Source organism: Burkholderia sp. Cy-637 (genome assembly GCF_011753175.1).
Taxonomy (GTDB): domain Bacteria; phylum Pseudomonadota; class Gammaproteobacteria; order Burkholderiales; family Burkholderiaceae; genus Burkholderia; species Burkholderia gladioli.
This window is the reverse complement of record NZ_VWWC01000200.1, coordinates 1-11,347: the sequence shown is the minus strand read 5'-3', so window position 1 is coordinate 11,347 and position 11,347 is coordinate 1. Positions and strand designations below refer to the sequence as shown.

The following is an 11,347-nucleotide window of genomic DNA, read 5'->3' as shown; positions in this document are numbered from 1 at the left end:
CGCGCGCGGGTCGGTCGCGCGCTTGGCGGCGACCTTCCCGGCCGGCGCGCGGCCGGTGGCCGGCGAGCGTGTCGCCGCGCGAACCGCGCCCTTTGCCGGCACTTTCCTGCCCGTTGCCATCTTGCCTCCTGCCTGACGAGTCGATCAGCGGAACGGACGACGCGCGATCAAACGCGACGCCATTCGGTCAACCCGCCCGGTTTGTCTTCGAGCGCGACACCGGCCTCGAGCAAGTCTGCCCGGATCCGGTCTGCTTCGGCATAGTTCTTGGCCTGCTTGGCGGCCACGCGCTCGGCGATGCGTGCTTCGATCGCCTCGCCGTCGAGCGCATCGGCGCCGGCGCCCGTGGCCTGCTGCAGGAAGGCGCGCGCATCGCGGCCGAGCAGGCCCAGCAGCGCGCCGAGCTGCTTGAACTGCCGCGCCAGCGCGGCATCGCCGGTGCGATTCACCTCGCCGGCCAGTTCGAACAGCACCGACACGGCCAGGGCCGTATTGAAATCGTCGTTCATCGCGGCGGCGAAACGCTGCGCGTGCGGCTCGTCGGGATCGAGCGGCGCGCCGTCGGGCGTGACGTCCTTGAGCGCCGTATACAAACGCGTGAGCGCGGCGCGCGCATCGTCGAGATGCACTTCGCTGTAGTTCAGCGGCGAACGATAGTGGGTGCGCGCGATGAAGAAGCGCACCACCTCGGCGTCGTACTTCTCCAGCACTTCGCGGATCGTGAAGAAGTTGCCGAGCGATTTCGACATCTTCTCGCTGTCGACCTGCACGAAGCCGTTGTGCATCCAGGTGTTGACGAAGGTTTCGCCGGTCGCGCCCTCGCTCTGGGCGATCTCGTTCTCGTGATGCGGGAACTGCAGGTCCTGCCCGCCGCCGTGGATGTCGAAATGATTGCCGAGCAGCGTGCAGCCCATCGCCGAGCACTCGATGTGCCAGCCCGGGCGGCCGCGCCCGTACTTCGAATCCCAGCTGGTATCGGCCGGCTCCTCGGGCTTCGCGCGCTTCCACAGCACGAAATCGAGCGGATCCTGCTTGGCGTCGTTGGCCGCGACGCGCTCGCCGGCGCGCAGGTCGTCGAGCGACTTGCCCGACAGGCGGCCGTAGTTCGCGAACTTGCGCACCGCGTAATTGACGTCGCCGTCCTTGGCCTGGTAGGCGTAACCGTTTGCCTCGAGGGCCGCGATCATGCCGAGCATCTGCGGGATGTAGTGCGTGGCGCGCGGCTCGTGGTCGGGCCGCTCGACGCCGAGCGCGTCCAGGTCCTCGTGCATCGCCGCGATGAAGCGGGAGGTCAGCTCGCCGATGGTCTCGCCGTTCTCCACCGCGCGACGGATGATCTTGTCGTCGATGTCGGTGATGTTGCGCACGTAGGTCACGCGATAGCCGAGCTGGCGCAACCAGCGCTGCACGATGTCGAACACCACCATCATCCGCGCATGGCCGATGTGGCAGTAGTCGTAAACCGTGATGCCGCACACGTACATGCGCACTTCGCCGGGCTGACGCGGCACGAAGACTTGCTTGTCACGCGCGAGCGTGTTGTAGATGCGCAGTGATTCCATAGAGAACAAACGAGAGCCGATGAGTGCCGCCCTGGCGAAGGGCGCCTGCGTGTGAATCCGCTCGGAGCACCCGCCGCTGCCCGGCACGACGCACCGTCGACATGGAGGCGTCGGTCGGACGACGGGCGAAGCGGTAACGGCCGCGAGAGGCAAAAGACAGTCCGCGGCTCGCCGGAACGCGCGGACGATTTGCTAGAATGGCTCGGAGTATAACATTGCGATTTGAGCCTATGAAATCTTCCCGCGGCCGCGCGACGAGCGCTGCGACCCTCCTTGCGACCACCGTCCTGGGCGTCGCGCTGGCGCTCCCGGCCTGGGCGCAGAAGGCCCCCGCCACCGCCGACGGCACCCCGGAGATCGACGCCTCGATCACCAGCCGCAACTGGTCGGCGGCCCTCTCGCAGCTCGATGCGCGGATCGCCGCGAACCCGCGCGACGTGCAGGCGCAGTTCAAGCGCGGCACCGTGCTGGCCCGGCTCAATCGCGACGACGACGCGATCGCGCAGTTCCTCGCGCTGACCCAGGCCTACCCCGAACTCCCCGAGCCGTACAACAACCTCGCCGCGCTCTATGCCAAGCATGGCCGCTACGACGACGCGCGCGCGGCGCTGGTCACGGCCACCCAGGCGAACCCCGACTACAGCCTCGCCTACGAGAACCTCGGCGACCTGTACCTGCGCCTGGCCTCCGAATCCTACAAGCGCGCGCGCTCGCTGGGCCGCACGAGCGGCGCGAGCGCGCAGCGCCTGGCCGACATCGAGCGGATCATCGCGCCGCCGGCCGCGGCGCAGCAGGCAGCGCAGGCCAAGGCCGACAAGCCCGCCGCCGCGAGCCGGGCCGAGGGCGTCTCGGCCGATGCCACCTCGAACCTGTCGACCATCACGCCGCCGCAGCAGTCGAACTTCGAGTTCAACGGCGGCGGCGGCGGCGCGACGCTGGCCACCCCGCCCTACGTCGCGCCCTCGCACTGAGGCGGCCGGGCCGTCATTTTTTCATCAACCAGAGGATCGTCATGAAACGTCTGTTGTTGGCGCTCGGCAGCGCCGCCCTCGTCGCGACCGCGCCGGCCCATGCGCAAACGGCCGCCGCGCATCCCGTCGTGCAGTTCAAGACCACGCAGGGCGACATCCGTGTCGAGCTCTACCCGGAGAAGGCGCCGAAGACGGTGGCGAACTTCCTCGACTACGTGAAGGCCGGCCAGTACAACGGCACGATCTTCCATCGCGTGATCCCGGGCTTCATGATCCAGGGCGGCGGCTACAAGGCGAACTTCGACGAGAAGCCGACGCGCGCGCCGATTCCGCTGGAAAGCCGCAACGGCCTGAAGAACCTGACGGGGACCATCGCGATGGCGCGCACCAGCGATCCGAATTCGGCCACCGCCCAGTTCTTCATCAATACCGTCGATAATTCCAACCTCGACTACCCGAACCCGGACGGCAACGGCTACGCCGTGTTCGGCAAGGTGGTCTCGGGCCTGGATGTCGTGAAGAAGATCGAGGCGACCCCGACCACCTCGCGCGGCTCGATGCGCGACGTGCCCGAAAAGACGATCACGATCGAATCGGCGAGCGTCGTCGGCAAATAATCCGGCGCGCCACCAGCGCCCCACACGCGGCCGCGTCGTCACGACCGGCCGCGTGCCATTTCACCCACCTCAACGAAGGAACCATCATGGTTGAACTGCATACGAACCACGGCGTGATCAAGCTCGAACTCGACGCCGCCAAGGCACCGAAGTCGGTGGAGAATTTCCTGAACTACGTGAAGGCCGGCCACTACGACAACACGGTGTTCCACCGCGTCATCAACGGCTTCATGATCCAGGGCGGCGGCTTCGAGCCGGGCATGAAGCAGAAGCCGACCGAGGCACCGATCGACAACGAGGCCAACAACGGCCTGAAGAACGACACCTACACGGTGGCGATGGCACGCACCAACGATCCGCACTCGGCCACCGCGCAGTTCTTCATCAACGTCAACGACAACGACTTCCTGAACCACTCGTCGCCGACGCCGCAAGGCTGGGGCTACGCCGTGTTCGGCAAGGTGGTCGAAGGCCAGGACGTGGTCGACGCGATCAAGAAGGTCAAGACCGGCAGCAAGGGCTTCCACCAGGACGTGCCGGCCGACGACGTGATCATCGAAAAGGCCGTGGTGGCCTGACGCCGTCGAGGGAGGCACTTCGATGCTGCAGGAAACACCGCCGCGAAGCGTCTCCGGGGGCGTGCCGGGCGAGCAGGGTCTCGCGCATGCGGCACGCCCGTTTCTGTTCATCTCCGACCTGCACCTGAGCGAGGCGATCCCGCGCACCGTCGCCGCGTTCGAGCATTTCGTGCGCGTCACGGCCGACAGCGCCGACTCGGTGTTCATCCTCGGGGACCTGTTCGAATACTGGGTCGGCGACGACATCCTCGACGACGACCCGTTCGCGCAGCGCATCGCCGCGCTGCTGCACAGCTTCTCGGAGCGCGGCATCGCGCTCTACGTGATGCACGGCAATCGCGACTTCCTGCTCGGCCGGCGCTTCATGAAGGCCGCGGGCGCGATGCTGGTGCCGGACCCGTCGGTGGTGCTCGCCTTCGGCCGGCGCATCGTGCTCGCGCACGGCGACGCGCAGTGCACGGCCGATCGCGGCTACCAGTGGTTCCGCGGCTTCGCGCGCAATCGCCTGGCGCAGTGGCTGTTCCTCGCGCGTTCGCTGCGCTGGCGGCGCGGCCTGGCCGAGCGCATGCGCGCCAAGAGCGAGGCGGGCCGCGACCGGCCGATGCTGCCGCGCTACGACGTCACGCGCGACGGCATCGCCGAGCTGTTCGAGCGCAGCAGCGCCGACACCATGATCCACGGCCATACCCATCGCCCCGCGCGGCACATCGAGCCCGAGGGCACGCGCTGGGTGCTGCCTGACTGGGATCTCGACCATGGCAGGCCGCGCGGAGGTTACCTGCGCATCGACGCCGAGGGCGTCGCGGCGCTGCCGCTGGAGCACTGAAACGACAAGGGCGGCCTCTCGGCCGCCCTTTTCCATTGGCGATTCCCTTCGCGATCCGGGCTCAGCCCGTGTGCTCGACCGCGCGCCCTTCCAGCGCGGCCGACAGGCGGCGCAGGTCCAGCCGGCCATCGGCCTGGAGCGCCTCGAAGCGCTCGCCGAGCCGCTCCAGCGCGGCGACGATCTCGTCGACGCGCTGCGATTCCTTGGCCGCATGATCGATCAGGCCATGGATCGCCAGCGACATCGGATCGTCGGCGTTCGGCGTGATGCCGTAGGCGCAGAACGCGGCGCGCTCGGGCGCGGCGGGCCGGCTCTCGGCCGGCAGCACCACGCGCGCGGGATTGCCGACCGCCGTGCCGCCCGCCGGCACCGGCTTGACCACCACCGCGTTCGAGCCGATCTTGGCGCCCTCGCCGATCGTGAAGCCGCCCAGCACCTTGGCGCCCGCGCCGACGATCACGCCGCGCTCGAGCGTGGGATGCCGCTTCGCGCCGCGCGTGAGCGAGGTGCCGCCGAGCGTCACGCCCTGGTAGATGGTGCAGTCGTCGCCGACCACGGCGGTCTCGCCGATCACCACGCCCATGCCGTGATCGATGAACACGCGCCGGCCCAGCGTCGCGCCGGGATGGATCTCGATGCCGGTCATGAAGCGCCCGACCTGCGAGACGAAGCGCCCCGCCCAGCGCTGGCCGCGCCGCCAGAAGGCGTGCGCGAGGCGATGGAAGACCAGTGCATGGATGCCCGGATAACAGGTGAGCACTTCCCAGGCGCTGCGAGCGGCGGGATCACGCTCGCGGATCGTCGCGATGTCTTCTCGAAGTCTCGTGAACATGGTGTGTCGGTGACCGGGGAGGAATGTTCTTGCCGCCTGCCGCGCGGCGCTTATGCCTTATCGCCATTTGCTTATGGCGCGCGACGATTGTAGGGCGACTCGCGCGCGGCTGCTGGCGACGGATTTTGTCCCCATCGGCGCCGGGGGTATTCGCCGGCGCGCGGCGCGGCTAGGCGAATCCTCAGGAACGCCAAGCAAGCGCCGGGCGCCAGCCGCCGTCGACGGCGGCCTCGCCGCCCGTGCCCGAGGCTCAGTGCTCGCGGCCCGACTTCATCAGGATGTGCTTGGCGACGCCGCGCAGGATGTTGACCTCCTCGCGCTCCAGCCCGGCGCGCGAGAACAGCCGCCGCAGGCGCGGCATCAGCTTCTTGGGATTGCGCGGATCGAGGAACTCGAGCGCGACCAGCGCCTGCTCCAGATGGGCGAACATCTTCTCGATCTCGTCGGCCTGCGCCAGCGTGCCGGCCGCGCCGTCGTGGTGCTCGGCGGCCTGGCCCTCCAGCAGCGCGACGCGCAACTCGTAAGCCAGCACCTGGATCGCCTGCGACAGGTTCAGCGAGCTGTAATCGGGATTGGCGGGGATATGCGCGATCGCGCTGCAGCGCTCGACATGCTCGTTCGACAGGCCGACGCGCTCGTTGCCGAACACGAAGGCGATCTCGCCGCCGTCGAGCTGGCGCCTCGCCTCGCCGGCGGCGGCGCGCGGCGCCAGCCGCGGCGGCCCGTATTCGCGGCTGCGCGCGGTCAGCGCGGCCGACCAGGACACGCCGGCCAGCGCCTCGTCGAGCGTGGCCACGATGCGGGTGGCGGCCAGCACGTCGTCGGCGCCGCTGGCCATCGCGATCGCCTCCGGGTCGGCCAGCACCTCGGCCACGCGCGGCGCGACCAGCACCAGTTGCGAGAAGCCCATGGTCTTCAGCGCGCGGGCGGCGGCGCCGACATTGCCGGGATGGCTGGGCTCGACGAGCACGAAGCGCGCGGCACGGAAGGCTTGCGGCGGGGCGGGGATCGGGGGCGAAATGTCCAACGTCGATGGGTCCGGCTGAGAAAACGGCAAGGAAATGGGAAACAAACGGGAAACGAACTGGCGGTATGGTATCGCCAACGCCGTCCCAATCCCACCCGTCCGAACGGCCGGGCCGGCGGCCCCGGGCGCGAGACAGTCGGAAAAACGCCGCGACTCGGGTAAAATGCCGCTTTCCGCGCTCGCCGGCCGCCCCGTCTCCCGGTTTTCCGAGGCTGTCCGCCGCCTGGCGCCCCGTTCTTTGCCAATTCGCGTCTTCCGTCGACGAAACGTCCGTCCGCCTTGCGGCGGGCGCGCTTCGCCGGTTCCAGTCACCTCGTGGCGGCCCCGTGCCGCCGGCTACAGGATCCAGTTCCATGCATCCCATGCTCAATATTGCTGTCAAGGCTGCGCGCCGCGCCGGACAGATCATCAACCGCGCCTCGCTCGATCTCGACATGATCGAGATCCGCAAGAAACAGCAGAACGATTTCGTGACGGAAGTCGACAAGGCCTCGGAAGAGGCCATCATCGATACGCTGAAGACGGCCTACCCCGACCACGCGATCCTCGCCGAGGAATCGGGCAAGTCGGACAACGAGTCCGAATTCGTCTGGATCATCGATCCGCTCGACGGCACCACCAACTTCATCCACGGCTTCCCCTACTACTGCGTCTCGATCGCGCTCGCGCATCGCGGCGTGGTCCAGCAGGCGGTGGTCTACGACCCGAACAACAACGACCTGTTCACGGCCACCCGCGGCCGCGGCGCCTTCCTGAACGACCGCCGGATCCGCGTCGGCCGCCGCGACCGCCTGTCGGACGCGCTGGTCGGCACGGGCTTCCCGTTCCGCGAGAAGGACGGCCTCGAGGCCTACACGCGCCTGTTCGTCGAGATGACCCAGGCCTGCACGGGGCTGCGCCGCCCGGGCGCGGCCGCGCTGGACCTGGCCAATGTCGCCGCGGGCCGCCTGGACGCCTTCTTCGAGCAAGGCATCAGCGCCTGGGACATGGCCGCGGGCAGCCTGCTGATCACCGAGGCCGGCGGCCTGGTCGGCAACTACCACGGCGACGCCGACTTCCTCGAGCGTCATGAGATCGTCGCGGCGAACCCGAAGATCTACGCGCAGATGATCCCGATCCTGAACCGCTACTCGCGCGTCGGCGGCGAGGCACCGGCCCAGCAGTAAGCATCGGCGCCGGCCAGCACGGCCCGCATCCTCCGGGATGCGGGCCGTTGTCGTTTACGGCCGACCGCATCGACCACGCCGCGCACCAGGATCGGACCTCCGCACCATTTCGGACGCCGCCGCGCACCAGCCGCGCCGCCCGCCGCCGGTGCGATCGCGGCGCGGCGCGCCCGCGCCCGCTCGCCCCTGCCTCCCGCCGAGCCTTGCCCGGCAAGCCTTCCCCGTCTTCCCGCCGATCACGCCGGCGCCCCTGGCACGCAACCTGCATCTTGAACGCCATCTTGAATACAAGATTGAGTTCCGAATGCCAGACCGACAACGCACCTCGATTACCACCCTGCTCGCCGACTACGCGGCAGGCACGCTGACCGTCGCGAACCGGATCGACGCGGCGCTCGCCGCCCTCGAGGCGACGGACCGCCCCGAAGCCTGGATCCACCGCGTCGAACCCACCGAACTGCATGCTCGCGCGGCCGAACTCGACGCGCTGCGCGCCGCGCACGGCCCCGCCGTCGTCGAGCGCATGCCGCTGTTCGGCGTGCCCTTCGCCGTCAAGGACAACATCGACGTGGCCGGCCTGCCGACCACCGCCGCCTGCCCCGCCTTCGCAAGCACGCCGGCCGAATCGGCCCAGGTGGTCGCGCTGCTGCTGGCGGCCGGCGCGGTGCTGATCGGCAAGACCAACCTCGACCAGTTCGCCACCGGCCTGGTGGGCGTGCGCTCGCCCTATGGCGCAGTGCGCCAGGTCGACCATCCCGACTACGTGTCGGGCGGTTCCAGCTCGGGTTCGGCGGTAGCGGTGGCGGGCGGCGCGGTAGCCTTCTCGCTGGGCACCGACACGGCCGGCTCGGGCCGCGTGCCGGCCGGCTTCAACGGCATCGTCGGGCTCAAGCCGACGCTCGGCCTGCTCAGCAAGCGCGGCGTGGTGCCGGCCTGCCGCACGCTCGATACCGTGTCGATCTTCGCGCCCGAGGTGGAGGATGCCTGGCGCGTGCTCGGCGTGCTGGCCCGCTTCGACGCGGCCGATCCCTATTCGCGCGCGGTGCCGTCGCTCGGCCTGCCGAACCGCGCCTGGCGCATCGGCGTGCCGGCCCAGCCCGAATTCTTCGACGACGCGCAGGCCGAGGCGGCCTACATGCAGACGCTGCGTCACCTGGCGGCCGACCTGCTGGCCGACCCGGTCGCCGTCGACATGGCGCCCTTGAACGCCGTCGCGCGCCTGCTCTACGACGGCCCCTGGGTGGCCGAGCGGCGCGCCGCGATCGGCGGCTTCCTCGACACCGAGCGCGAGGCGATGGACCCGGTGGTGGCCGCCGTGGTGGCGCGCGCCGATGCCTTCAGCGCCGTCGACGCGTTCAACGCCCAATACGAACTGGCCGAGCTGCGCCGCGCCGCCGAGGCGATCTTCGCCGAGCTCGACGTGCTGATCGTGCCGAGTGCGCCGACCCATCCGACCATCGCCCAGGTGCGCGCCGATCCGATCGCCGTCAACAGCCGGCTGGGTTACTACACCAACTTCGTCAACCTGCTCGACCTGTGCGCGCTGGCGATCCCCGCCCTGCCGCGCGCCGACGGCCTGCCGGCCGGCATCACGCTGATCGGCAAGGCGGGCGCCGATCACCAGCTCGCCACGCTCGGCCGCGCGCTGGTGGCGCGGTTGGCTGCGCAATCCGGCGCTCGCACGGGCGCGCAAACGGCTGCTCCGTCGCCCTCTTCGGCAGGCGCGTCATCGGCCCTTTCATCGGCCCCGTCATCGACTGCTGGATCGGCGGCTTCGTCGGCCGCCCTGCCCGGCTCGCAATCGGGCGCGCGCCCGGCCGATACGTCCGCCGGTCAGCCCTCGACATCCGGCCCGGCAGCCGAACCCCTGCCGCCGCTGCCCGCCAACGAGCCCACCCTGATCGTCGCCGTGGTCGGCGCGCACCTGCGCGGCCAGCCGCTCAACGGCCAGTTGCTCGAAGCCGGCGCGCGCTTCGTCGAAGCCACCGTCACCAGCGCCGACTACCGCCTCTACGCGCTGGCCGGCACCACCCCGCCCAAGCCGGCCCTGGTCCACAGCCCCGGCGACGCCGACGGCCGCGCGATCGCGATCGAACTGTGGGAGCTGCCGCTGCGCCTGTTCGGCGGCCTGGTCGCCCAGGTGCCGGCGCCGCTGGGCATCGGCACGGTACGCGTGGCCGACGGCCGCGCGGTGAAGGGCTTCATCTGCGAGCCGGCAGCGGTCGCCGCCGGCCGCGCGCTGGACATCACGGCCCACGGCGGCTGGCTCGCCTACCTGCGCGAGCGCGCCGCGCCGACGAGCGCCGCCATCTCCTCCCTCCCCCTGAACGCCTGACGCTGAACGAGAACGCCTCATGACCACACGCCGCCATTTCCTCCACACCGCGGGCGCCCTCGCGCTCGGCGCAATGCTGCCGCTCGAGCGGGCGCTGGCCGCCTCCGGGCTCACCGTCGGCGCGCTCTATGTCGGCGCGCGCGGCGACTACGGCTACAACCAGGCGCAGGCCGCCGCCACCAACGTGATCCGCAAGCTGCCCGGCGTGAAGATCGTCGAGGAGGAGAACGTGCCCGAGACCATCGCCGCGCAGAAGTCGATGGCCGCGATGATCGAGCAGGACGGCGCGAGCCTGGTGTTCGCCACCTCGTTCGGCTATTTCGACCCGCACGTGCTGAAGATGGCGGCCAAATACCCGAAGGTGCGCTTCGCGCATTGCGGCGGGCTCTGGAAGGCCGGCAACCCGGCCAACATCACCAGCTATTTCGGCTACATCGACGAGTGCGAGTACCTGAGCGGCGTGGTGGCCGGCCACATGACGAAGACCAAGAAACTCGGCTTCGTGGCCGCCAAGCCGATCCCCCAGGTGCTGCGCAACATCAACGCCTTCACGCTCGGCGCGCAGTCGGTCGATCCGTCGATCACCACGCACATGATCTTCACCGGCGATTGGTCGATGCCGGTCAAGGAAGCCGAATCCGCCAACAGCCTGGTCGACCAGGGCTGCGACGTGCTGACCTGCCACGTCGACGGCCCCAAGGTGGTGATCGAAACCGCCGAGAAGCGCGGCGCGATGAGCTGCGGCTATCACGCCAACCAGTCGGCGCTCGCGCCCAAGGGCTACCTGACCGGCGCCGAATGGGACTGGGCCACGCCCTACACGCAGCTGGTGCAGGCCGTGCAGGCCGGCAAGACGCCGCCCAACGTGATGCGCGGCGGCCTCAAGGAAGGCTACGTGAAGCCCTCGCCCTACGGCGCGAAGGTGACGCCCGCCGCGAAGCAGGCGGCCGACGCGGTGAAGGCCAGGATGCAGGCCGGCGACTTCGTGATCTTCAAGGGCCCGCTCAAGGACAACAAGGGCGGCACCGCGATCGCGGCGGGCGTGAGCCACGTGCAGACCGACATCGTGCTGGAGAGCATGAACTACCTGGTGGCCGGCGTGGTGGGCCAGATCTGATGAAGGCGCCGACCGACCGCGCCCGACCAGGAGCCCGATCAGGAGCCCGACCATGCGCCTGAATCCGCTCGCCGCGCGCTGCGCGCTCGCGCTGCTGCCGGCCGTGCCGACGCTGGCCGCGCTGGCGGCCACCGTGCTGCTGTTCGCGGCCTTCCTGGCCGCCGCGCACGCGCCGGCGCTCGATGCGCTGGGCCTGATCGCGCAAGGCGCGTTCGGCTCCTCGTTCGCCTGGCAGAACACGCTGCTGCGCGCAGCCCCCCTGATGCTGACCGCGCTGTGCGTGGCGCTGCCGGCCCAGGTCGGGCTGATCGTGATC

10 protein-coding genes and 1 pseudogene are annotated in these 11,347 nt (G+C 69.8%); 8 read left to right on the top strand and 3 right to left on the bottom strand.

Annotated features, from left to right (window positions below; translation table 11 throughout):
• Positions 1 to 167: 167 nt before the first annotated feature.
• Positions 168 to 1,562: a cysteine--tRNA ligase gene (cysS, locus tag F3J10_RS31230; RefSeq protein ID WP_166913344.1), complete on the bottom strand. Its 1,395-nt coding sequence runs from the start codon at positions 1,560 to 1,562 to the stop codon at positions 168 to 170.
• A 230-nt stretch (positions 1,563 to 1,792) separates the two neighbouring features.
• Here cysS and F3J10_RS31225 point away from each other — a divergent pair, with 230 nt between their 5' ends.
• The 4 genes from F3J10_RS31225 to F3J10_RS31210 all read left to right on the top strand — a co-directional run bounded on the left by F3J10_RS31225 (position 1,793) and on the right by F3J10_RS31210 (position 4,554).
• Positions 1,793 to 2,533: a tetratricopeptide repeat protein gene (locus tag F3J10_RS31225; protein ID WP_167243720.1), complete on the top strand. Its 741-nt coding sequence runs from the start codon at positions 1,793 to 1,795 to the stop codon at positions 2,531 to 2,533.
• A 41-nt stretch (positions 2,534 to 2,574) separates the two neighbouring features.
• Positions 2,575 to 3,150 carry a peptidylprolyl isomerase gene (locus tag F3J10_RS31220; protein ID WP_013698599.1) on the top strand — a complete coding sequence of 192 codons (576 nt, stop codon included), beginning with the start codon at positions 2,575 to 2,577 and terminating at the stop codon, positions 3,148 to 3,150.
• A gap of 86 nt (positions 3,151 to 3,236) precedes the next feature.
• The gene (locus F3J10_RS31215; RefSeq protein WP_025099265.1) at positions 3,237 to 3,728 is read left to right on the top strand and encodes a peptidylprolyl isomerase; all 492 of its coding nucleotides are present in this window, start codon (positions 3,237 to 3,239) and stop codon (positions 3,726 to 3,728) included.
• Positions 3,729 to 3,750: 22 nt separating this feature from the next.
• Complete coding sequence (locus tag F3J10_RS31210; RefSeq protein WP_166913343.1) at positions 3,751 to 4,554, top strand: UDP-2,3-diacylglucosamine diphosphatase; 804 nt, start codon at positions 3,751 to 3,753, stop codon at positions 4,552 to 4,554.
• Positions 4,555 to 4,615: 61 nt separating this feature from the next.
• On the opposite strand, the gene cysE is transcribed toward F3J10_RS31210, so the two are convergent.
• Together cysE and F3J10_RS31200 are read right to left on the bottom strand one after the other, a co-directional pair.
• A complete protein-coding gene (gene cysE, locus F3J10_RS31205) occupies positions 4,616 to 5,386 on the bottom strand; it encodes a serine O-acetyltransferase (RefSeq protein ID WP_013698602.1) in 771 nt (256 codons plus the stop codon).
• A 250-nt stretch (positions 5,387 to 5,636) separates the two neighbouring features.
• Positions 5,637 to 6,413, bottom strand: a complete 777-nt coding sequence (locus F3J10_RS31200) for an RNA methyltransferase (protein ID WP_167243719.1) — start codon at positions 6,411 to 6,413, stop codon at positions 5,637 to 5,639.
• A gap of 353 nt (positions 6,414 to 6,766) precedes the next feature.
• Between F3J10_RS31200 and F3J10_RS31195 the strand changes: the two genes are divergently transcribed.
• From F3J10_RS31195 to F3J10_RS31180, 4 genes and pseudogenes are all read left to right on the top strand, one after another.
• Positions 6,767 to 7,579, top strand: a complete 813-nt coding sequence (locus F3J10_RS31195; RefSeq protein ID WP_025099262.1) for an inositol monophosphatase family protein — start codon at positions 6,767 to 6,769, stop codon at positions 7,577 to 7,579.
• A gap of 304 nt (positions 7,580 to 7,883) precedes the next feature.
• On the top strand, positions 7,884 to 9,914 hold the full coding sequence (atzF, locus tag F3J10_RS31190) for an allophanate hydrolase (RefSeq protein ID WP_167243718.1): 2,031 nt from the start codon (positions 7,884 to 7,886) through the stop codon (positions 9,912 to 9,914).
• A 19-nt stretch (positions 9,915 to 9,933) separates the two neighbouring features.
• Entirely contained in the window at positions 9,934 to 11,031 is a 1,098-nt protein-coding gene (locus F3J10_RS31185; RefSeq protein WP_167243717.1) for a BMP family ABC transporter substrate-binding protein, read from the top strand.
• Positions 11,032 to 11,083: 52 nt separating this feature from the next.
• Positions 11,084 to 11,347 (top strand): annotated as a pseudogene (locus tag F3J10_RS31180) (ABC transporter permease); the annotation flags it as partial.